This window comes from Alkalihalobacterium sp. TH-98 (genome assembly GCF_057473385.1).
The window spans coordinates 53683-75068 of sequence record NZ_JBYCKM010000007.1 but is presented as its reverse complement, the minus strand read 5'-3'; the positions used below and the strand labels follow the sequence as shown (position 1 = coordinate 75068).

The window sequence follows — 21386 nt, the reverse complement described above, 5'->3', positions numbered from 1 at the left end:
TGGAGCTAGACATAGAAAAACGCAAGTGCACGTTTAACGGCGAAGCTTATACTCAATTCATAGATTTCTATATGTAAAAAGGAGTGATCATAGATCACTCCTTTTTACTATGTGATAACCAACATAACAAGGCCAGCCCTGTTTTACGATCTAAATCAACAACCGAAAACGTCTTACCAAACAAGCTAGATAATACTGACAATTGTATTGTCGTTAATGACCGATAACGTTGGATAGGTGAAGAAACCAGCTCTCCGCTTTGCACCTTATTTTTTCTAATTAAAACGATATTCTTAGACAGGACTCGGTATGATAAGATTACTTGATTATCCTTTATTCCGATAGCTGCATCACGATATTGTAAAAAACCTACAAGCGAAAGGATAACGAAAATACCCGCAAAATAAACGACAGATGGAAAGAAATAAGCAATCGCACCAAAGATTAAAACCGGCAATAACAACATTCGAAATTGGAATCGGATCCAGGCTCGTTTTGGTGATCGCTCTAGCTCTTCGCTCATCCTATATTCGGATATAAAAACTTCAAGTGTTTTATTGATATCACGATGTCTGATCAGTGGAAACAATACTGTAGATCTTTGCTCCTCATTTGTCCCGCCACCTTTACTCTCGACATATACAGCACTGTAACCAAACGGTTGACGAAATATATTCCGGACGACTCTTACAGCCGTTATCCGGTCAGTTTGTAACGTAAGTTGTCTTTTTTCAAGTAAGCCCCTTGTAATCGTTAGCTCATTACCAATTTTTTCAACAGAAAAGTTCCCGTACTTAAATACTGTAATGACAATCGATATGAGCCAAGCAATCGCAATGATAAACAAACTATAAAGTAAAACTACTACGTAAGACGTACCTGTAAAATACTCAATGAACTCCTCAAATATCGTGATTGAAAAGAATTGTTCAATCTGCGGAAACAAAGCAATGACGGCAGACAGAACGATACCAATACCACTAGAAGTCATCGATGCGACCATCAAATCTTTTTTGGAGAGTACCCATTTACTAGCTTCTTCTATTTGAAGCTCTTTCTGAAAGCCGTCTTCAACTGGAGTTTCATTCGATTGAAATGAACCATCCTTTTGTAAAAGATAATTTCGAGTCTTTATACCTTCTTCTTTACTTACGGCAATTAAATGAACTTCAGGTTCGTTCCCACCGCCAGCTGTTTCAATTTTTACACTTACTAATCCGAACAACCTTTGTATTAATCCTGAAGTCAGATCAACGCTCTGTACGCGCTCTAGATGGATATATCTCCTTTTCTTGATGAAGACGCCCTCTTTCACTCTCAGTTCTCCTTCAATCCATTCATAACGAAAGGTGAACCAATACAAAATACTATGTATGAGTGAAAAAAGCATAAGGAAAAGAATGATATAAAAATAGATCGATCCAAATAGCGTTGTATCTCTTGTCGTTCCAAATATTAACCCAAAGAGTATAGGGACAATCAAATGTTTTAATGAAGTAAAAAAAGAAATCAAAATCGCTGACCAATGAAGTCGAATACTTTCATTATTCATCGGCATCATCATCCGCCACGGCTGCTAATTTAACAATTTGATTTCTCAATTCATCTGCAATTGAAGTCGTTAGAGCTGGAATTCGGTGCGTCGTTGCTGCTGTTGAAATGGTTACAGCGGCTAAATCAAATTTGCGTAATAGCGGTCCTTGTTCTGTATCAACATGTTGTACCCGAATCATTGGTATTAAGGTACGCCTTACAATAATTACACCATATTGCAGTTCAACTTCCTCATCATACACTTCATATTTAAATCTCTTCCAGCGAAAATAAGGGGCTACAATGACATTTACAATAACAAAAATAACAAATACAGGAATTAAGATATACAACATCCAAACAGGCATTGGAAAATAGAGCATTAGAATACCATACCCAATTGGAACTAAAGCGACAAATAGAGATTCAATACCTGCTCGGATCCGCCACACCGTCAGTGCTTTTCTAGCAATCGCACGACTCGGAGCAGGTCGTGTATTCAAAAACTCTTGACTACTCATCGTCTGTGACATAAATGATATTCACACCTAATGACTTTAATAGTTCAATCACTTTAGTGTTCAATTCATCATCGTGAACCAACCCTAAAGACTCAACGAGTTCCAGTTCCTCTAAGTATCCTTCTTCAGCATCTTCAATTAATTCAATAATATCATCTAATTGTTTTTCGGTTAATTGTTGAATTAACTCTTCTTTGTTCACTTAACAAACCCCCCATAACATACTCATTTTATTTTAGCGTGAATATTCATTAATTGGAACATTTGCCCATAAAAAGGATAGTATCTACCTGATTTTTTTCCTGAAATTCGTTTCATGCATCTGCGTAATCTAATCATTGCTATCTTTTTTTAATACTGCTTCCGTCATTTGTTTCCAAACAGAACCTTTAGCTTCCTCCCCTTTTTCAATTCGCTCAATAGCCATATTAATTTGCATACTAACTTCAAATTCACTATCATTTTTAGCTTCCTTCAATGCAGGAAGTGCCTGCTCATCGCCGACTTCATAAAGGAACATCGCAGCACGCCAACGAACCAGTTTACTTTCATCTTTTAATGCTTCAACCATTGCCGGGGTCGCCTCTTTATTACCAATATCTGATAGACAATCGCCTGCTGTTCTTCTTACTGTAACCGACTGATCTTTTAAGGCTTTATATAAGTATTGAAGCCCCGCATCTTCAAGCATTCCTAAATATACAGTCGCTTGTCTGCGAATGGAGGCTTTCTCATCTTCTAATGCTTTTAACAAGATTGGAAGATCTTCATCTGTTGGATTCATTCGGTCAAGAGCCTCATAACGTTTTTTCCAATCGGGGTTATCTAACATCTCCAATGTTACTTTTTTATACAGGTTTTGCTTATCGACTTGTTTTGATGAACTTTCTCCACTTAGTAGCTGGTTAATTCGTTCCTCTGAGTAGGCTGCTTCAATCTCTTCAGCAACGGTGTTAGCAACCTCTTCTAGCTCACCATACCTTACATCTTGCTCTACCCATTTTCGTTCTAATACAACATTATCGTTATCTGATTGAACTTTTTGTAATGCAGCCATAAACCGTTCAGGCAAACCAACACGTACTTCACGCTCTCCATCCGTTACTTTCACTTGCATTGGAATTTGTTTAAACATTTGAAGCTGTACTCGAACCTCTCCAAATGACTGCTCATTATTTTGTGAAACTTGGCCCTCTTTTTCATTTACCGGTTCCTCTCCAAAAATTTCACGAACTTTTGGCAAGATAACTTTCCAATCGAATTTGGCATTTCTCTCTAGCGCAATAAAATCCGCAACGTGATAAACCCCTTTTATCCCTTCAACCGTAAACAGTTGTTGAATGAATTCAGGTGCTTCATGTGCATTTTCCTTTGTATAATTATTACGTTTACCTGCTGCCAACGTTTCAGATAGTATTAACTTCATTGTATTTGGACTCGGAGTCGGTTCAATTGTTTTTATATACATGATCATCATCCTTCCACTGCGCATTTTTATTTATTATTATTATTATGCTACCATATCATTACATTCTGTTCTAACTATGTGCTTTAGATCGGATAATATAGTGTTTATGTATAAATAGAGGCTGTGTCAATAGAGACTCTATTAACACAGCCTTACATTACTTTTGCAAGTCCATTCATTATTTCAATGAAAGATGTTCGATCACCAAACGTCTCTATCACGACGAGTTCCTTATTTAGTATTATCGTAGTAGGTACACCTTTACATTCGAACAAATCATAAATTTTTGTACCTTCGTCTAATAATACTGGGAACTGAAACTGGTTTTGTTCTACGTACTTAATTCCGTCAAGTTTATTTCCTTCTCGCCCTACGACATTAATCGTAATAAAACCTAATTCATTTTTATCCATTTTCTGATAGAGCTGATGTTTTCGGACAAGATCCTGCTGAGAATCAGGACACCAAGACGTCCAAAATGTAATTATACACGGTTTACCTCTATATTCTGATAAACTGACTTCACGACTTTCTTGAATGTCAAATAAGCGAATACTTGAAATATCCATAGAACAAGTTCTAGCAGTGAGTATTAAATGCAGAAGTTAAATTAGTAACGATACTTTCAACGGATTGATCTTCAATTTGCTCTCTCGGGATGAAATGTACGATTTCTTTCCCTTTAAAAAGAGCCATTGACGGTGAAGATGGTTCATAGCCTGTAATATATTCACGTAGTTTTGCAGTTGCATCACGGTCTTGTCCAGCAAAGACAGTTACAATGTGATCTGGCTTCTTTTCGTTATTTTGAGAAACAACAGCTGCCGGACGAGCTAGTCCAGCTGCACAGCCACAAACCGAGTTGATAACAACAAGTGTTGTTCCTTCTACGGTTTCCATGAAATTTTCAACTTCCTCTACAGTAGTTAGTTCTGTAAAACCTGCATTTGTTAGTTCTGCACGCATAGGCTGAACCACTTGACGCATATATTCTTCATAAGACATTGACATATTTCTTTCCCCTTCCACAATCTGATGTTTAAAAGTTATTTCAAAAGGCTGTACTCATTTTTTGTGTCAACTAAAACAACGAGCAACATTCTTAGAGAAGAAAAGAGCCTTTTAATAAACCTTTCCATTCCATACAAAATCATCATACTATAGTAAAAACATCTAAATCAAATTTAAAACTACATATTAGTACGGTTCAAGTATTTTGCCCAAAAACTCTATTGAACGAAAAGCGTAAACTTCCTCAACAATTTTTCCATGTTTAATAATTAATAATAAAGGTACACTTTTAATTTTTAATGACTGAGCAACATCAGGAACTGCATTAATATTACACTTATTAATTTGTAAAGCTGGGTGTATCTCAGTTGTAATCACTTCTAACATTTTTGTTGCTAACTTACACGTCCCGCAAAAAGGGGAATAAAAGTAAACTAAAGATACTCCTACTTGACTTCCTAACATTTGAATTAGTTGATGTCTCGATATCTCTTTCATAAAACCACCTCTATCAAAATGGGAAGAAAAAAGGAATGGCAAACAACATAACGATAAATAAAATCAGTTGAAGCGGTACACCAATTTTAACAAAATCACTAAACTTATATCCCCCAGCTGTCATAACGAGAGCATTGGTTGGGGAAGCCACTGGTGTGGCAAATGCCATACTAGCAGCAATACTTACAGATAATAGCAATGGATAAGGACTAACTCCCATATTGACCGCTGCTGTAACTGCAATTGGTGCAAACAAAACCGCTGTGGCTGTATTTGAAATAAATTGACTAAAGAACATTGTTGCTAAATAAAAACCTGCCAATACAGCGAGTGGACCATACCCGCCTAAAACTGAGACAAGCCCATCAGCTAAGAATTGTACTCCACCAGTATTCTCAAGAGCCGTTGCCATTGGTAGCATCGCAGCAATTAAAATTACGCTTTCCCAATTAATTCTTCCGTATGCATCGTCCATATTACGTAAACAACCAGTAATGACCATTAATACAGCAGCAATTATAACCGCTGTTACAGCAGGTACAATCTCAAATGTCATTAAGATTAACATCATTAGCATTATAGCTCCAGCAATGGGAGCTTTTCCACTAGCTGCTGCCATACTAGCTTGTTCTTGCGGCTGTCCAACAACAACCACATCTTGTGTCTCTTTCGCTAACAATTCAATATCAGGCCATGCCCCTTGAACGAGGAGGGCATCCCCAAAACGAAGCTTTACATTGGACATATTATCTAGTACATACTGACCTTTTCGATTAATGCCGATAATGTTTAAGTTGTACTTTTCTCTAAATGCTAATTTTTGTATTGTCGAATTAATAAGCCTAGAGTGTGGTGTTAAAAGTACTTCAGCAATTCCTAATTCTCTAGAAACTAGTTTTTCTGCATCTGTTGAGCTCTCGGTGGTTAACTTTAATCCATAGTCTTTACAGAACTTTTCAATATTTTCTTGAGCCCCTTGCAGATATAAAATATCTTGTTCGTGAATTATGCTCTTTGGGCCTGCCATTTCATGATAAGTCACCGGCAAGATCTTTGTTCCATCTTTTGATTTTCGTTGAATTTTTAATACGCATAGTTGATAGTTAGCAGGAAGTCTAATATCTGCTAATTTTTGATTTGCCATGTAAGACCCTTGCAAAACTCTCACCGTGTATAGCTTATCAGTAATTTGATAGTTTTTTGCCATCTCCGTGACGCTTATTGTACCATCTCGCCGTTCTCTATTAAATTGACTATCTTTTGGTAACAAGAAAGGACCGAAAAAAACTAGAAAAATAATACCTGTTATAAAAGCAACGAGTCCCAATGGTGTAAAATCAAAAAAAGATAACCGGTCATACCCATAATCGGCTAACATTTGACTTACAATTAAGTTGGGCGGTGTACCGATCAAGGTCAGGACACCTCCAAGACTACTGGCAAATGCTAGTGGGATTAGAAATTTAGCAGGACTCTTTTTCATACTCATCGCCAAACTCACAACGACTGGTAATAAAACAGCAACGGTCCCTGTATTACTCATAAAACCGCTTAAAATACCTACAATGATCATAAGTAAAATTAGAAGCCTCAGTTCACTGTTTTTTGACGCCTTCATTAATATTTGTCCTGCTTGACTTGCAAGACCTGTTCGAAAAATTCCACCGCCTACAATAAAAAGACCTGCAATCATAATAACCACAGAATTTGAAAATCCATTCAGTGCATCCTGTGTTGAAATGATACCGGTTAATACTAGGGTTAACAACGATAATAAGGCCACAAGGTCGGTACGAATATTTCCTATCATAAAAAATACGGTTGTAACCGCTAATATTGTAAAAGTTAGAATTAATTCCGGCTCCACCTGCGCCACCTCGAAAAAAGAATGGAGCCTGACTTAATTAATAATTTACCTTTAAGTCAAGCTCAAATGAAAATTTCCTCTATGCAGTGTTTTTTCAATGGAGTATAAAATAGTACCTTGTATTAAGACATTATATTCATTAAACCAATACGTTTTCCTTTAATACTTCATTCGCTTTTGAAAGTGCTGCTCCATGTTCAATGGAAACCCCTTCTTCTAAAAGAATGTCTTCTAAAGCACTAAGCATTAATGTTACATTCTGTTGTCTTGCGTTATAACCCATCAACCCAATTCTCCAGACCTTTCCCTTCAACTCTCCTAAGCCGCCGCCAATTTCAAGATTATATTTTTCTAACAAGCGATTTCTTACCTTTGCATCATTCACACCTTCTGGAATACAAACTGAAGTTAATTGATGGAGGCGATGTTCTTTATTAACTAACAGTTTAAGCCCCATTGCTTCTAACCCCTGTTGAAGGGCTTCTCCATACAATGCATGACGAGCATAGACATTCTCTACACCTTCATTAACAATTAATCGTAATGACTCACGTAATGAATAAGCCATCGTTATCGGAGCTGTGTGATGATAGGAACGTTCTTCCCCCCAATAGCTGACAATCATAGATAAATCTAAATACCAGCTTTGTACTTTTGATTTGCGCTTATTCATAACTTCAACAGCACGGTCACTCATTGTTACAGGCGCTAAACCAGGAGGTGCACTTAAACACTTCTGTGTCCCGCTATAAGCAGCATCAATTTTCAACTTATCAATTTCAGTAGGACAGCCGCCAAGTGAAGTAACCATATCACACACAAGTAAAGCGTCCGTTTTATGTACAATTTCACTTATCTTCTCTAGTGGTTGTCTAACTCCAGTTGATGTCTCAGCATGGACGACCGCGAATAATTTAGCATCTGGGTGAGCATCTAACGCTTCTTTTACCTTTTGAGGCTCAACAATTTCTCCCCAAGGCACACTTATTTGAACCACTGTTGCACCGCATCGCTCAGCAACATCAACCATACGTGTTCCAAATAAACCATTAACTCCAACTATCACCTTATCTCCTGGCTCTACCAAGTTGACAAAAACAGTCTCCATTCCTGCACTACCGGTTCCACTCATCGCAATCGTTAATTTATTCTCCGTTTGATAAACTTTTCTTAATAAATCCATCGTCTCATTCATAATCGTTAAAAACGCAGGATCAAGATGTCCTAACAATGGAGTAGACATGGCACGTAAGACGTGTGGATGAACATTGCTTGGTCCTGGACCCATTAAAACTCGTTCTGGTGGTAATAATTCTGCTACCATTTGTTTCACACTCCTAAACAATTATTTACTACTACAATACCATATTTTTAATAATTCTCCTTTTATTTCTTAATATATTTTAAATTATAAAAAAGTTAAACTTTCTAGGTGATCGCCTACACACCTAGAACAATTTTTACATAGCTTATAACTGTAAGATGAATTAATTTTAGGAGGTGCTTAGAATGGGACACACTTATAGCGGTGGTTTCACTCTAATTGTTGTATTATTCATCTTGTTAATTATCGTTGGTGCAGCTTACACTTGGTAATTAAAGAAGCAACGGTCTTAGTGACACAAACTAAGACTAAGCTGAACAATAACAATGGCACTGGCACCATCTAGGTGACTTCGTGTTCATTGTTCACTCTCATAAAGAAAAGAGGCTGATTTGTCAGCCTCTTTTTCTCATTAATAATCTGATCGTTGTAAGATCATTTGATTTTGCAGTTGTCGAAGACGTTGTTGTGCTCTACCTAACTGGTCTCTTTGTTCGGGCGTTGCACTTCTTGATAACGCCTCAATTTCTTGACTGATTTCCTCTAATTGTTGTTGAGCATTTGTATACTCGGCAGCATCTCCCTCTTGAACTTGCATACCTAAATTCAATTGTTCTTGTGCTTGTTCAATGACCTGATTTGCTTTTAATAAATAGAAATCTACTTGTTGATGGATAGCCACACCATTTTCCTCCTCTTTACAATCACAATTCAATGGTATTAATTTGTCTTTTATTGAACAGTTTTATTCCTGAGGAATGAATATTTTCTTTTTCTATCAATAGGTCTTAGGTGCTTTTACTGCGCAACAAAGTATGTATATACGAATCGTAAGAAATATAAGTATTTGGAAACACTTCACGTGCTTCTGCTTCTAATAAATGCGATTTACCCTCATACCTGGCACTAATATGATTTAAGATTAGCGTCTTCACCTCTGCATTTCTGGCAATTTTAGCAGCGTCATAAGCTGTAGAATGACCATATTGATGAGCCATTTCTTGATTGTCAATACTGAAAGTTGCTTCGTGAATTAGTACATCTGCATCTACAGCTAATTTAACTGCTGCTTCACACGGTTTTGTATCCCCTAATATAGTAATTATTCGACCTGGAATTTCTGGTCCAACAAATTCGGCACCATCAATCCATTCTCCTGTATTTAATTGAATTTTTTCTTTAGCCTTAATTTTTTTATACAACGGCCCAGGCGTAATTCCTTTTTCTTTTAATTTATCCACTAGCAGCTCCCCACTTTGAGCTTTTTCTTCTATTCTAAAACCATAGCTAAGCATGACATGCTCTAACAATGCGCATTGAACTGAAAAGTCTTTATCTTCATATATGATCCCTTCTTCTAGCTCTACAACTGATAAAGGATACAGTAAAGTTGTATTTGAAAGAGAAAGACATTGCTCAATATATGCTTTTATCCCTTTTGGACCGTAAATCGTAAGTGGTGTAATCCCCCCTTGAAACGATCTGCTTCCAAGCAATCCTGGTAAGCCGAAAATATGATCTCCATGAAGGTGTGTAATGAATATTTTTTCAAGCTTACTTAACTTAATGGAAGACCTCAGAATTTGTTGTTGAGTACCTTCCCCACAATCAACCATCCACACACTTCCGTTGCACTGTAAAAAACGAATAGCCAGTGAACTCACATTTCGTTTTGTTGATGGTACGCCGGCTCCTGTCCCTAAAAAATGAAATTCCAACTAACTTCCTCCCTCTTTGAAGATCCTCATTTCTCTTTAAGCTCATGTCCCAAGATTAGACAGTTCATTTTACTATGTGAATTATCCCATTTTCAATTGAATACTAACCCAAATTTATTTATTTTAGTAATAAAGTATCAAGACAAACCTATCTCGTTCTATTGATTAGGAACACTCATACAATAGCTCATAAAGTGTCATTTTCATAAATTTTATATCGAATTCTGTTTGGAGTCTACATATGAAAATGATGATGTTCGTTGGTGAATTTTTGACATCATTCATTGTACCAGTAAAGAATTATTCAGGGCATGGAATGAAAAATCAACTTAGGAGGAAGATGATGACTCTTTATAAATATTCGACTGGAACTCTTTTAGCATCCTCTCTCATTTTAAGTTCATTGTTGAATGTAAGTGCAAGTGAATTAGATGTTAGTGAACAAACATTAACATCTACTGAACCAAAAGCAGAAAAAGAAGAGAATAAGTACGAACCGTATTCAACATTAAGTTTCAGTAAAGAAGGAGAAGCCGTATTCCAGTTGCAAATGTTCTTATCTACTTTTAACTACTATAACGGGAAAATGGATGGTCTATATGGAACGCTTACGAAACAAGCAGTAAGAGATTATCAAAGATCTCACTCTTTAAAAACTGATGGAATTGCAGGTCAGAAGACATTAAACCATCTTTATCATGAACATACGGATGTATTTCATACGAAAAGTAAGAAAAAAACGAATGACATTGTGCAATACCAAGAAGATATAAACGATACAACTGCTGTACTTCTTTCCGTAGCGCCAGCTGAAACGTTAACGAAAATATCCGAGCTCTCTTCAGAGCTTTTATTGAAGGTCGGTGATAAAGGAAAAGCTGTCACCTTAATTCAACAAAAACTTCAAGATTTAGGCTATTATAAACATGTAGATGGAATATACGGACCACAGACAAAAACTGCAATACTTAAATACCAAAAGGCTCATCAACTAAATGTTGATGGGATAGCAGGTCCTCAGACTATTCAACATATGACTAGTGATAGTAAAAAGAAGACGTATACAGATTACAACAAAACTAGAGAACAGAGAGCACCACAAAATATTCAACAAGAACGAACTGTTGTTACTTCTGAAACTGCAAATACACGTGTAGAAAACACCGTTGCAGCTACTGAAACGACAGTTGCTGGCACAGCTGATAAGAAGCCTAAACAAGTGGAGGAGACTGTTTCAACACCTCCAGCCAATACGGCGGTGATCTCAACTGCAAAATCCTTAATAGGAACACCTTATAAATGGGGTGGAACAACAAGGGCTGGATTTGATTGCAGTGGCTTCTTACAATATGTCTATAAACAACATGGAAAGTCCATTCCAAGAACAACATCATCTATTTGGGGTTCCAGTATCGCTACCTCTAACCCGCAACCTGGGGATCTTGTCTTTTTTACAACATATGAATCAGGGCCATCCCACGTAGGGATTTATCTAGGTAACCGTCAATTTATTCATGCAGGTTCATCAACCGGGGTAACGATTAGTAGTATTGATGGTTCATACTGGAACTCCCGCTTTCTTGGAGCAAGAACATTAAATTAAAAGAAAAGTTTGCCAAGCGTACAAAAAGCGGAAAGGTGAAAAAAATTCACCTTTCCGCTTTTTTATTTCCAGTCTATTTTTGAACTTGTGTTGACATAGCTTGGAATTGTGCATCTTCCTCTTGAACTTGTTTTTCATTAATAGGGCTCTTTTTATATCGCCCAATAATTGAACTTGCAATAAAAATAGCAGCTACAGAAAGTAACGCATTTGACCAACCGACTAATATTCCAGCTAAGAAGATAATTAAGAAATCACTTGCAAAGATAGTAATCCCTCGATTAATTTTAAATTTTTGATCTAAGTATAAAGCTAAGATGTGAATACCGCCGAGTGAAGAACCATTATTTAATACAAGCGTAACGCCGATTCCAATAAATAGTCCTGCAACAATCGTTGCAAGCCAATCTGGAAAAGGAGTCACTTGAAAAAACTGGAACCATTCACTAATAAAAGAAATCGCGGTAATAGAAACAAGACTTGAGATTGTAAACCTCATCCCTAGCTTTTGAATGGAGATGATGAAAAACGGCAAGTTTACAAGAAAGAATAAAATTCCCCAAGACCAATTCGTTAAAAAGTCTAATATGGTAGCAACTCCTGCAGTACCTCCAAAGGTGAAATGGTGGATGGCCAATATCCTTAAACCTAATGATGTTATCAATAATCCTACTATAATAAATAACCAACGTGTTATCAAATGACTCAATGAAATTCTCTCCTTCTATGTATCTAATATTAACAATACGCAAATCTACTAAACTTTTCAATGCATATTGATGAATATTTATAAATCGGAATTTTCTAATTAATTACAGTTTTTTGGCTAAGTTGTGAAAAGTAATGAAGGTGTGATTTTTATCACAGTAGAATTATTTCCAATCATTTAACATGTATTTTAAATACATGTTTATTATTGGAGGGGATCATTATGTTTTGTCATCAATGTGAGCAAACACCTACTGGTGGATGTAAGATCGTTGGAGTTTGTGGAAAAAATGAAGATATAGCCAGCTTACAAGATACGATTGTCTTTGCATTAAAAGGAATTGCTGCGTATGCTACTCATGCTAGACAATTAGGATATTCAGACCCAGAAGTTGATAAAGTAACACATGAAGCACTTTATATGACATTAACGAATTCAAACTTTAATATGCAAGAACATATCGATATGGCTTTAAAAGTCGGGAATGCTGCTGTACGTATAATGGAACTTTTAGACCGAGCTCATACAGATCGCCTTGGTATTCCCCAACCGATTACTGTTAGTCAAAATAAAGTGGAAGGAAAAGCAATTATCGTCACTGGACACAACTTACTCGCTCTTGAGGAATTATTAAAACAGTCTGAAGGTAAAGGAGTAAACATTTATACGCACTCGGAAATGTTACCTGCACATGGGTACCCGGAACTTAGAAAGTACTCGCATTTAAAAGGTAACATCGGTAAAGCTTGGTTTGATCAGCGACGTTTGTTTGAAAAATTCTCAGGGGCAATTCTTGCTACAACCAATTGTGTAATGCCAATTAAAGGTAGCTATTCTGATCGATTCTATTCATATGATATTACTGGTTTAGAAGGTGTCCATAAGATTGAAAATGATGATTTTTCTGGATTAATCCAAAAAGCGTTAGAACTACCTGACGCTGATATGGAAAGTGAAGATACATTGACAACTGGTTTTCATCATGAGACCGTAATCGGCTTAGCCCCTGAAATTATAGATGCGGTTAAAGGGGGAAAAATAAAGCGTTTCTTTGTTATTGCTGGTTGTGATGCACCTGGTCCTGGTGGCAATTACTATCGTGAGTTGGCTACTTCACTCCCTAATGACACCATTATCTTAACAACATCCTGTGGAAAGTTCCGTTTTAATGATGTTGAATACGGAACGATCGCTGGAACTAACATTCCTAGATTTGTAGACTTAGGTCAATGTAATAATTCCGTCTCAACTGTAAAAATTGCAATAGCTTTAGCAGAGGCATTTGGTTGTGAAGTAAATGAATTGCCAGTGAGCATCGTGTTATCATGGTTCGAGCAAAAAGCTGTTGCCATCCTGCTCGGACTGTTCAGCCTAGGAATTAAGGACATTAGAATCGGACCAAAGCCACCTGAATTTGTTACACCAGGGGTATTAAATGTACTGCAAGAAGCATTTAATCTTCAACTTATCAGCAATGCAAAAGATGACATGGAAAGCATGCTTGCACTTAACTAATTTAAAAGATAAGAACAAAAAAGAAATCGGGCTAACGTGTCAGTTATCGAAGAAAAATTATTACACAATACAAAAAATAGAGGTGCGAATCAATTTATGATTTGCATCTCTTTCTTTAGTGAGGACTCAGATACCGCTTGTTGTTTTACAACAAACGGACTCAAGAGCCGTTATTTCTGGAAAAAACAGTGTTTTCTAAGGTCTAACGGACTCTCAGGCTCTTATTGGATAAAAATTCAACCTTTTACACAAAAAATGCTACAAATAAGGTCCTTTCAGTCCGCTAACACTGATAACATGATAGATTTTAAGTAAATAAGGTCCTGTGAGTCCTCTAAAATATTTTTTCATCTTAAATTGGTAGTTAATTAGAGTTTTTTCTAAATCTGATCCCGCTGGTGCCAGGTACCTTTCTTTTTTACCATTGTTTAGTTGTGTGAAGAAGATTATCTGAAGCTGATGCGATGTTAGACGATGCTTTAGCAATTTCACCGATTACTCTCGTAAACTCGTCTAAATCGGTTTGAATTTCTCTATTTTTTTCTTTCGTTTCTTTCATTTGTTCTATAATCTCGATAAAAGAAGCTTCAGTATCCTTCATATTTTGATTACTTTGTTCTACCAATGTTTCTACTTTTTTCATGCTAGCATTATTTTTATAGATCTGTTCATTTGTTTTTTCGATTAATTTTTTTACGCCTTCAACCGACTGATTTGTTTGCTCCGACAGTTTCCGTACTTCTTCGGCAACGACCGCAAATCCTTTTCCATGTTCGCCAGCACGTGCCGCCTCTATAGCTGCATTTAATGCAAGAAGGTTCGTTTCATTTGCAATCGATTGGACAATCGTTACAATTTCATTAATTTGTTTTGCCGTGCCTTCAAGTTCAGTGATATCTTTGGTAATAATATCTGTTGTTTCCTTGATATATTTTATATTATTACTTAATTGGTCAATTTGCTTTTTACCATCGTTTGCTTTTTCTTCAGCAAGACTTGCAATTTCTAGCCCTTTTGATGACTTTACGGCCATTTCATCTGTTTGTGCATTAACTTCCTCAATCGCTGCATTTGTTTCTTGTGCTAGCGAGGCTAAACTACCAGACGTTTCATCCATTAATGCTTTTACTTCACTCTTCGTTTCTTCTTCTTTTTGTTTCAAGCGTAGTATTTCTTCATCATAAGCTTCCACTACTAATTGTTGTTCTAGATTAATTAATTTAGTAACGGCTTTCAGTGCAATTAAGGTATCACTAGCATTTTCAAATTCCTTCTCAATGAGTCCTGCAAAATGATTGAGCAAACCTTGATATGCACAAATATACCATTTCTGTTCTAAACCAATTCGAACATGCGCTTTTGCAATACGAATACGTTTCTCTATAAATACCTCATCTATTGTACCACTGAACATTTCTATTAAGTGAGTTTGTAGTGTTCCTTTTAATCTTTCTATTGTAGAGTGGCTAGAAATAATATTTACTAAGTCTGGTGACTGCCCTATTGTAGAATAAAACAGGTCTGTAAGTACTCCCACATTTCTTTCTACAAATGGCTTCAATTCCTGAATAACCTTTAAGTCATCCAGTGTTAAATTTATAATATTTACTTGCTCTTTCAATATTTTTTTATCACTAGGTATTATAAGAAAAGCCTCATGTTTAAGACTTTTTTCTGCTAGACTTTCCTCCTCTTGTTTAGATCGAAAAAATTGTGCAATCCCCACTACTTAACTCCCCCTACATTTTTACTATTTTTTCTTTTATTATACCAATTGAATTCTAGTAATTCTACATTCCCCTAAATTATTACAAAAAGAGACTGACTTTTTAGCAAAGTGTCAGCCTCTTCCTTTAATGAACTATATATATTAATCAGCGTTCATTATGAACATATTAATTTATTAAAACTTATATTAAAAATCAGCTTTAAATTATATGTTTATCAATGATATGAACGAGTTCTACAATTTCAGGTTTACTTACTTGTGCATCTGCACCTACTCTTATCCCTTTATGATAAAGGTCACCTGTAATTAATGACGAAAAAATAATAACTGGTAAGACACTTAAATGAACATCCTCTTTAATTCTCTTTGTTAAATGGTGCCCGTCCATCTTCGGCATTTCCAAATCTGTAATGACTAATTGTACCTCTTGTTCAACAGCTGCTTCCGATAGTTTAATCTGCTCGAGAAACTCCCAGGCTTCTTTACCATCATCGAAAAACTGGACGTTCACATAACCAGCTTCAGATAACGTATCTTGAAGTAATTTTCTTAAGATAGGAGAATCTTCGGCTGCTACAATTTTTTTCATACTGCGTTCACGTTTTCCAAGGGACTTTAATTGTCCAACATTAATTCCAGATTCAGGATTAATATCAACGACTATTTTTTCATAGTCCAATAGGAGAAGCATTTGTTCATCCATTTTCACAACACCGATCGTTGAAGCTTCCAGGCCTTGGGATAATTCAGTCGGTTTCTCGATTTGTTCCCATGAAATACGATGAATTCTTGACACATTATGAACGTGAAAAGCCACTTTCATTTGATTTAATTCAGCGACAATGAACTTATCTTTGTCGCTGTCTGCTGACGGTGGAAAACCTAGTACTTTTGCTAAATCGACTACTGTAATAACTTCATCTCGTAATCGGATAATTCCTTCTACATTCGGATGACTATTTGGTACTTTCACAATAGGTAATGGGTTGATAATTTCTCTTACCTTTAAAACATTTATGCCAAATGTTCCTTCATCAATCGTAAATGCTATTACCTCTAGTTCATTAGTGCCACTTTCAAGCAAAATTCCTTTATGTTCGGACATTTTACTTTCCTCCCCTACTCATCTCTCTTTGTAGTACTATACTACCATTAAACTTGTTAATAATCACTCTTTAGATGAGTAGGTTAAACAAACTTTCATTTTTATTAATTTCATCGTATTCAAAGCCTTTTTTATTTAAGCGTTCAATAAAGAGGTGATAATCCTCATCACGTTTTAGTTCTATTCCAACCAACGCAGGGCCATTTGCTTTATTGTTCTTTTTCGTATATTCAAAACGAGTAATATCGTCGTCTGGTCCTAGTACATCTTCAATAAATTCACGAAGCGCCCCAGCTCGTTGTGGGAACTGAATGATAAAGTAATGTTGTAAACCTTCATAAATCAATGAACGCTCCCTCATTTCCTGCATCCGACCAATGTCGTTATTTCCTCCACTAACTATGCATACAACCGTTTTCCCTTTAATTTCATCCTTATAAAAATCAAGGGCGGCGATTGGCATTGCGCCAGCAGGCTCAGCGACAATGGCGTTTTGATTGTATAATTCAAGGATCGTTGTGCATATTTTCCCTTCTGGAACCAGGACAATATCATCTAAAACATTTTTGCAAATATCAAATGGAAGTTGTCCAACCTTCTTAACTGCGGCACCATCTACAAATTTATCAATTTTATCAAGTTCTACAACTTCACCCGCATCAATGGAGTTTTTCATTCCTGGCGCTCCTGCAGGTTCTGCTCCGATAACCTTCGTTTTAGGACTAATACTCTTAATGTACGTACCTACTCCCGAGATTAAGCCGCCACCACCAATTGAGCTAAATAAGTAGTCGATTTTTTCGTCGATATCATTCATGATCTCCATACCTACGGTTCCTTGACCCGCGATGATCTTTTCCTGATCAAAAGGATGGATAAATGCCATTTTGTGTTCCGTACTGTATTTCATTGCTTCATTAAAGGAGTCATCAAACGTATCCCCTGTTAACATTACTTCTACATATTCTTTTCCAAAAAACTTTACTTGATCTACTTTTTGACGTGGGGTCGTAGATGGCATAAAGATTTTCCCTTTAATTTTTAATGTACGACATGAATAGGCTACTCCTTGGGCATGATTTCCTGCACTTGCACAAACTACACCCTGCTCAAGCTCTTCTGTCGGATGACTTTGGATTTGATAATAAGCACCTCGTATTTTAAAAGAACGAACGACTTGTAAGTCTTCTCTTTTTAAGTACACGTTACATTGATATCTTTCTGATAAAACTTGATCCTTCTGTAAAGGTGTATGAAAGACTACATCCTTTAGCGTTTGATTTGCAATAATAATATCTTCTATATTAATTTTCCCCATCGTGTGTAATCCCTTTCTGAAGTAGAAATTAATTAGATTGTCTCTATAAATACCTAGATCGTCCTTCATGAAATCAATGAATAAAAACCATTTAAACATAAGGAACAAATACTTATAAGACAGCCTTTTGGCCGAACAAAATATCCTTTAACATCTTATCATAAGTTCACTGCTTTGAAAAATCTTTTCAAAGCAATTTATATTGCGATTCCGTTTGTAGAAAACTATAATGTAAATGTTGGTATCATTTGTAATGACAGAGTTGATCTGTCATAATTATGCGTAAAAAGGGGTGGATCGAAAATGATCAAAAAATTATCGATGCTTACAGCGTTTTTATTTACTTTACTTCTTCTTCCAGTTACTACTGTCTTAGCTGCTGGAGGCGGAGAAGCTGCTGAAGGTGCTGTTGAACCATCAGGTCTAATCATGACCTCATTAGCTGTTCTTTCTTTTGTTACTTTAGCTTATATGATTTTTCTAAGCCTAACAGATAACAACTAACTGCTTCCTTACATAAAAGGATATAAGACGAGCGCGATTTATCGCGTTCGTTTTTTATCGGAGTCATATACAACATACGAAGGAGGCAATCAGATGGCTTGGGATATTTTAAACATAATAGGAACGATTGCTTTTGCTTTAAGTGGAGTAATTGTTGCAATGGAAGAAGACTATGACTTGATGGGAGTTTATATTCTAGGCTTAGTTACTGCTTTTGGCGGCGGTGCTATAAGAAACTTACTAATAGGAGTACCTGTTTCTGCGTTATGGGAACAAGGCAATCTTTTTACAATTGCAATAATCGTTATGACAATCGCCTTCTTTATACCTTCTCTTTGGGTTAACCATTGGATAAAATGGGGGATTTTCTTTGATGCATTAGGGCTTGCTGCCTTCGCTATTCAAGGAGCTATGTACGCTGCAGCCATGGGACATCCTTTAAGTGCAGTCATCGTGGCAGCCGCATTAACTGGAACAGGCGGTGGAATGATCCGAGATGTTTTAGCTGGAAGAAAACCACTCTTTCTTCAAAAGGAAATATACATAGCATGGACAATGTTAGCAGGACTTGGCATAGGTCTTAATTTAGTAAGTGGTACTGCAGGTCTAATTATACTTTTTATACTGATTGTCACTTTGAGAATGTTATCTGTATCATTTCAATGGAAACTACCACACCGTAAGTTAAACGCCTAAAGAATAAGGTGACTTAAAAAGGTTAGAGCAGGAAAGCGCACCCTATTTAGTCACCTTTTTATATTTTGTTTATTTATCTTCCTGCTTCTATTAAATAATCCTCATATGTAATCCAATCACTCCAACTCCCTACGTAAAGACGGACATTAGTGAAGTCACCTTCTTTCAACGTCAATACATTAGGACAAGCTGTTACACCAGATCCGCAGTATACGATTATTTCCTTTTCTTTATCCAGCCCCCCTAAACGCATGCTTTGTTCTTCAACCGGTTTCCAATTATGACTTTTAGTCAGCGAATCCTTCCAGAAGAAGTGACGTGCAGTTGGAATATGTCCTGCAATTTTATCTACTGGTTCTTCTATTCCTAAATAACGCTTTTCTTCTCTAGAATCGAGTAATATATAGCCTTCGTTTGCAGTCTTAACTTTCTCCATTAATTCACTTCGCTCGATAAGTAATGCAGATTGGATGTTTAACTTAAAATTCCGGATAGATATTTGAGGAATTTCATCTGTTATATGATAACCTTTTTCTTTCCACTGACTATATGTCCCATTTAATACAAAAGCCTTTGAGTGGCCTAAGTAATTTAACAACCACCACATTCTGGACGCAAAAGGTCCCCCTTGATCATCATAAGCAACAACAGTGACATGTTCATCAATTCCAGCAGCAGATAATTTACCTGCCAACTCTTCTACGTCTGGAAGAGGGTGTCTTCCTCCATGCTCTTTTACCTCACTTGATAGATCTTTTTCTAAATCAAAGTAAAAAGCTCCTTGAATATGGTCTTTTAGATAAGCATTAAACCCTTCCTCTGGTGCTCCTAAATGAAATCTACAATCGACAATTCTTACATTTGGATCCTCTAAATGACGAGAAAGCCATTCCATCTCTACAACATGCTTCATCCAATCACTCCAGTTCAAAAAGATTTATTAGAATTTTCTTACATATTAACATAATATCTATTCGTCATGTTGTTTAATTTGGATGAGAACTGTGTCAAGGAGGTAATCAATCGATTTAATTGTATCTATAAAACGCTTTGATTTTGTATCTTTTTGAAAAGCTGCAACCGACGTTTCTAACAATTGGTCATATGCATTTGAAAGTTGCATCGGATAAACATATTTTGGTCTGTGCTCCTTCACCCACTGCTCGGCTAATTCTTTCCACTGGTTTGCAGTCATAAAAACACGATCAGCAAAAGGCTTTACGTCTGTATAAAAATCAGCAGTAAAGCCTTCCTTGATCGTATAGGTTGTATATTGGTTGCGTGAAACCTCATTATAATCGCGTAATTGTTTTGTCAGTTCGATTAGTTTGTTTAATTCTCCATGTGTCATGGTAATCACCTCACAACACATCATAACAAAAATAAGTTAGAATGAAAAAAGTTGCATTAACGAACGCCTTTTTGGTGGTAGTTCTTCTAACGGCACCGTCATATTTTGCTTTATCACCTCATCCATTTCTTCTAGCCTTTGTTCAATCGAAAGAAGGCTTTTACTCATCGCTTCAATTTCCTTACGATGATTAAGCAGTTGGTACGTAACGACATCATCTGCTTTTGCAGCAAGTTTTTGTTCTAAGTCTTCAATACGTTGCATCATTTGCTCTAATTTTTGCTCGTATTTAAATGTTGGCATGACTTCTTCAGGCTGTTCACTTTCACTAATGATGCTTTTATTTGAGACCGTAACATCCTTCATTTTTTTTCCTTCACTTAGTTGTCCTTGAATTTCCCTTAACGTTTCGACTTGTGGTGATTGAAATAAATAATGACCGTGTTCGTTCAATTGACAATGAATATTAAAATATTTTACCCATCTTTGGACCGTCGTTGGATTTACCCCCAATAGATCAGAAACTTCTTTCGTTTTCAAAACATTTTCCATTAGAAATCCCTCCATCACTTTTGTTAATGTAACTATTCTAAGTGAATTATTATTTTCCCTTCGTACTTGACAAAACTAGTTTTTATTCGTCAAAGAAAGTGATGATCTTCCAAAATCAGTCGTTCTAAAGAAATCTTATGTATGGTTTTGTTACTTCAACGAATACTATAAAAGACAAAATAAGTGGAGGGTTAAGAATGGCTAAAAACAATAAACGTTCAATGCGAAAACAACAAGAAGCACAGCCTGATAGTCAACAAAATCAAAATGCTCCAGGTTATGGTGATAAAAAATTAACAGGGCCTAATCGCCCAGCTGAATAAGGCTGACACGATGTCAGCCTTTTCTTTATTCCTAAGACTTA

The 21386-nt window shown here is 36.3% G+C and carries 24 protein-coding genes; 6 read left to right on the top strand and 18 right to left on the bottom strand.

What is annotated here, in order from left to right; genetic code table 11:
* Positions 1-94 precede the first annotated feature (94 nt).
* The 9 genes from AC2VNP_RS02900 to AC2VNP_RS02860 all read right to left on the bottom strand — a co-directional run bounded on the left by AC2VNP_RS02900 (position 95) and on the right by AC2VNP_RS02860 (position 8222).
* Positions 95-1552: a PH domain-containing protein gene (locus tag AC2VNP_RS02900; RefSeq protein ID WP_486915910.1), complete on the bottom strand. Its 1458-nt coding sequence runs from the start codon at positions 1550-1552 to the stop codon at positions 95-97.
* Positions 1545-2066 (bottom strand): PH domain-containing protein, encoded by a 522-nt coding sequence (locus AC2VNP_RS02895; RefSeq protein WP_486915909.1) that lies wholly within the window; start codon positions 2064-2066, stop codon positions 1545-1547. Before AC2VNP_RS02895 ends, AC2VNP_RS02900 begins: the two co-directional genes overlap by 8 nt.
* Positions 2047-2256: a hypothetical protein gene (locus AC2VNP_RS02890; protein ID WP_486915908.1), complete on the bottom strand. Its 210-nt coding sequence runs from the start codon at positions 2254-2256 to the stop codon at positions 2047-2049. Before AC2VNP_RS02890 ends, AC2VNP_RS02895 begins: the two co-directional genes overlap by 20 nt.
* 129 nt (positions 2257-2385) lie before the next feature.
* Entirely contained in the window at positions 2386-3522 is a 1137-nt protein-coding gene (locus AC2VNP_RS02885) for a conserved virulence factor C family protein (RefSeq protein ID WP_486915907.1), read from the bottom strand.
* A gap of 152 nt (positions 3523-3674) precedes the next feature.
* A complete protein-coding gene (locus tag AC2VNP_RS02880; protein ID WP_486915906.1) occupies positions 3675-4091 on the bottom strand; it encodes a TlpA disulfide reductase family protein in 417 nt (138 codons plus the stop codon).
* Between the two features lie 10 nt (positions 4092-4101).
* Positions 4102-4533 (bottom strand): BrxA/BrxB family bacilliredoxin, encoded by a 432-nt coding sequence (locus tag AC2VNP_RS02875; RefSeq protein ID WP_486915905.1) that lies wholly within the window; start codon positions 4531-4533, stop codon positions 4102-4104.
* 186 nt (positions 4534-4719) lie between these two features.
* Positions 4720-5031: a thioredoxin family protein gene (locus AC2VNP_RS02870; protein WP_486915904.1), complete on the bottom strand. Its 312-nt coding sequence runs from the start codon at positions 5029-5031 to the stop codon at positions 4720-4722.
* Positions 5032-5044: 13 nt separating this feature from the next.
* A complete protein-coding gene (locus AC2VNP_RS02865) occupies positions 5045-6898 on the bottom strand; it encodes an SLC13 family permease (protein WP_486915903.1) in 1854 nt (617 codons plus the stop codon).
* Positions 6899-7037: 139 nt separating this feature from the next.
* Positions 7038-8222: a pyridoxal-phosphate-dependent aminotransferase family protein gene (locus AC2VNP_RS02860; RefSeq protein WP_486915902.1), complete on the bottom strand. Its 1185-nt coding sequence runs from the start codon at positions 8220-8222 to the stop codon at positions 7038-7040.
* Positions 8223-8407: 185 nt separating this feature from the next.
* Here AC2VNP_RS02860 and AC2VNP_RS02855 point away from each other — a divergent pair, with 185 nt between their 5' ends.
* Positions 8408-8494, top strand: coding sequence for a YjcZ family sporulation protein (locus AC2VNP_RS02855; RefSeq protein WP_275116904.1), 87 nt, complete (start codon positions 8408-8410; stop codon positions 8492-8494).
* A 140-nt stretch (positions 8495-8634) separates the two neighbouring features.
* On the opposite strand, the gene AC2VNP_RS02850 is transcribed toward AC2VNP_RS02855, so the two are convergent.
* Both AC2VNP_RS02850 and rnz read right to left on the bottom strand, forming a co-directional pair.
* A complete protein-coding gene (locus AC2VNP_RS02850; RefSeq protein ID WP_486915901.1) occupies positions 8635-8904 on the bottom strand; it encodes a DUF2524 family protein in 270 nt (89 codons plus the stop codon).
* A 106-nt stretch (positions 8905-9010) separates the two neighbouring features.
* Positions 9011-9940 (bottom strand): ribonuclease Z, encoded by a 930-nt coding sequence (gene rnz / locus AC2VNP_RS02845; RefSeq protein WP_486915900.1) that lies wholly within the window; start codon positions 9938-9940, stop codon positions 9011-9013.
* A 241-nt stretch (positions 9941-10181) separates the two neighbouring features.
* Between rnz and AC2VNP_RS02840 the strand changes: the two genes are divergently transcribed.
* On the top strand, positions 10182-11543 hold the full coding sequence (locus tag AC2VNP_RS02840) for a C40 family peptidase (protein WP_486915899.1): 1362 nt from the start codon (positions 10182-10184) through the stop codon (positions 11541-11543).
* 73 nt (positions 11544-11616) lie between these two features.
* Here AC2VNP_RS02840 and AC2VNP_RS02835 read toward each other — a convergent pair whose 3' ends face one another.
* The gene (locus tag AC2VNP_RS02835) at positions 11617-12252 is read right to left on the bottom strand and encodes a YitT family protein (RefSeq protein WP_486915898.1); all 636 of its coding nucleotides are present in this window, start codon (positions 12250-12252) and stop codon (positions 11617-11619) included.
* 222 nt (positions 12253-12474) lie between these two features.
* Here AC2VNP_RS02835 and hcp point away from each other — a divergent pair, with 222 nt between their 5' ends.
* A complete protein-coding gene (gene hcp, locus AC2VNP_RS02830) occupies positions 12475-13767 on the top strand; it encodes a hydroxylamine reductase (protein ID WP_486915897.1) in 1293 nt (430 codons plus the stop codon).
* A 418-nt stretch (positions 13768-14185) separates the two neighbouring features.
* Here the strand turns inward: hcp and AC2VNP_RS02825 are convergent, their stop codons facing one another.
* The 3 genes from AC2VNP_RS02825 to ilvA form a co-directional block, all read right to left on the bottom strand.
* Entirely contained in the window at positions 14186-15493 is a 1308-nt protein-coding gene (locus AC2VNP_RS02825; protein WP_486915896.1) for a protoglobin domain-containing protein, read from the bottom strand.
* 202 nt (positions 15494-15695) lie between these two features.
* Positions 15696-16601, bottom strand: a complete 906-nt coding sequence (locus AC2VNP_RS02820; protein ID WP_486915895.1) for a chemotaxis protein — start codon at positions 16599-16601, stop codon at positions 15696-15698.
* Between the two features lie 70 nt (positions 16602-16671).
* Positions 16672-17919, bottom strand: a complete 1248-nt coding sequence (ilvA, locus tag AC2VNP_RS02815) for a threonine ammonia-lyase IlvA (RefSeq protein ID WP_486915894.1) — start codon at positions 17917-17919, stop codon at positions 16672-16674.
* A 303-nt stretch (positions 17920-18222) separates the two neighbouring features.
* On the opposite strand from ilvA, the gene AC2VNP_RS02810 reads away from it, so the two are divergent.
* Positions 18223-18423, top strand: a complete 201-nt coding sequence (locus tag AC2VNP_RS02810) for a hypothetical protein (RefSeq protein ID WP_486915893.1) — start codon at positions 18223-18225, stop codon at positions 18421-18423.
* A gap of 93 nt (positions 18424-18516) precedes the next feature.
* Positions 18517-19119 carry a trimeric intracellular cation channel family protein gene (locus tag AC2VNP_RS02805; RefSeq protein ID WP_486915892.1) on the top strand — a complete coding sequence of 201 codons (603 nt, stop codon included), beginning with the start codon at positions 18517-18519 and terminating at the stop codon, positions 19117-19119.
* 73 nt (positions 19120-19192) lie between these two features.
* Here AC2VNP_RS02805 and AC2VNP_RS02800 read toward each other — a convergent pair whose 3' ends face one another.
* The 3 genes from AC2VNP_RS02800 to racA are packed head-to-tail and all read right to left on the bottom strand — an operon-like array spanning position 19193 to position 21022.
* Positions 19193-20032 carry a sulfurtransferase gene (locus AC2VNP_RS02800; RefSeq protein WP_486915891.1) on the bottom strand — a complete coding sequence of 280 codons (840 nt, stop codon included), beginning with the start codon at positions 20030-20032 and terminating at the stop codon, positions 19193-19195.
* Positions 20033-20089: 57 nt separating this feature from the next.
* Complete coding sequence (locus AC2VNP_RS02795; protein ID WP_486915890.1) at positions 20090-20470, bottom strand: YppE family protein; 381 nt, start codon at positions 20468-20470, stop codon at positions 20090-20092.
* 36 nt (positions 20471-20506) lie between these two features.
* Complete coding sequence (gene racA, locus AC2VNP_RS02790; protein ID WP_486915889.1) at positions 20507-21022, bottom strand: chromosome-anchoring protein RacA; 516 nt, start codon at positions 21020-21022, stop codon at positions 20507-20509.
* A gap of 197 nt (positions 21023-21219) precedes the next feature.
* Between racA and AC2VNP_RS02785 the strand changes: the two genes are divergently transcribed.
* Entirely contained in the window at positions 21220-21345 is a 126-nt protein-coding gene (locus AC2VNP_RS02785; RefSeq protein WP_486915888.1) for a hypothetical protein, read from the top strand.
* Positions 21346-21386: the final 41 nt, after the last annotated feature.

Excerpts from the sequence above, each read along its gene's own strand:
- AC2VNP_RS02900 (WP_486915910.1), bottom strand. The coding sequence starts at position 1,552 with ATGAATAATGAAAGTATTCGACTTCATTGGTCAGCGATTTTGATTTCT.
- AC2VNP_RS02895 (WP_486915909.1), bottom strand. The coding sequence starts at position 2,066 with ATGTCACAGACGATGAGTAGTCAAGAGTTTTTGAATACACGACCTGCT.
- AC2VNP_RS02885 (WP_486915907.1), bottom strand. The coding sequence starts at position 3,522 with ATGTATATAAAAACAATTGAACCGACTCCGAGTCCAAATACAATGAAG.
- AC2VNP_RS02880 (WP_486915906.1), bottom strand. The coding sequence starts at position 4,091 with ATGGATATTTCAAGTATTCGCTTATTTGACATTCAAGAAAGTCGTGAA.
- AC2VNP_RS02875 (WP_486915905.1), bottom strand. The coding sequence starts at position 4,533 with ATGTCAATGTCTTATGAAGAATATATGCGTCAAGTGGTTCAGCCTATG.
- AC2VNP_RS02870 (WP_486915904.1), bottom strand. The coding sequence starts at position 5,031 with ATGAAAGAGATATCGAGACATCAACTAATTCAAATGTTAGGAAGTCAA.
- AC2VNP_RS02860 (WP_486915902.1), bottom strand. The coding sequence starts at position 8,222 with ATGGTAGCAGAATTATTACCACCAGAACGAGTTTTAATGGGTCCAGGA.
- AC2VNP_RS02855 (WP_275116904.1), top strand. The coding sequence starts at position 8,408 with ATGGGACACACTTATAGCGGTGGTTTCACTCTAATTGTTGTATTATTC.
- AC2VNP_RS02840 (WP_486915899.1), top strand. The coding sequence starts at position 10,182 with ATGAAAATGATGATGTTCGTTGGTGAATTTTTGACATCATTCATTGTA.
- hcp (WP_486915897.1), top strand. The coding sequence starts at position 12,475 with ATGTTTTGTCATCAATGTGAGCAAACACCTACTGGTGGATGTAAGATC.
- AC2VNP_RS02820 (WP_486915895.1), bottom strand. The coding sequence starts at position 16,601 with ATGTCCGAACATAAAGGAATTTTGCTTGAAAGTGGCACTAATGAACTA.
- ilvA (WP_486915894.1), bottom strand. The coding sequence starts at position 17,919 with ATGGGGAAAATTAATATAGAAGATATTATTATTGCAAATCAAACGCTA.
- AC2VNP_RS02810 (WP_486915893.1), top strand. The coding sequence starts at position 18,223 with ATGATCAAAAAATTATCGATGCTTACAGCGTTTTTATTTACTTTACTT.
- AC2VNP_RS02805 (WP_486915892.1), top strand. The coding sequence starts at position 18,517 with ATGGCTTGGGATATTTTAAACATAATAGGAACGATTGCTTTTGCTTTA.
- AC2VNP_RS02800 (WP_486915891.1), bottom strand. The coding sequence starts at position 20,032 with ATGAAGCATGTTGTAGAGATGGAATGGCTTTCTCGTCATTTAGAGGAT.
- AC2VNP_RS02795 (WP_486915890.1), bottom strand. The coding sequence starts at position 20,470 with ATGACACATGGAGAATTAAACAAACTAATCGAACTGACAAAACAATTA.
- racA (WP_486915889.1), bottom strand. The coding sequence starts at position 21,022 with ATGGAAAATGTTTTGAAAACGAAAGAAGTTTCTGATCTATTGGGGGTA.
- AC2VNP_RS02785 (WP_486915888.1), top strand. The coding sequence starts at position 21,220 with ATGGCTAAAAACAATAAACGTTCAATGCGAAAACAACAAGAAGCACAG.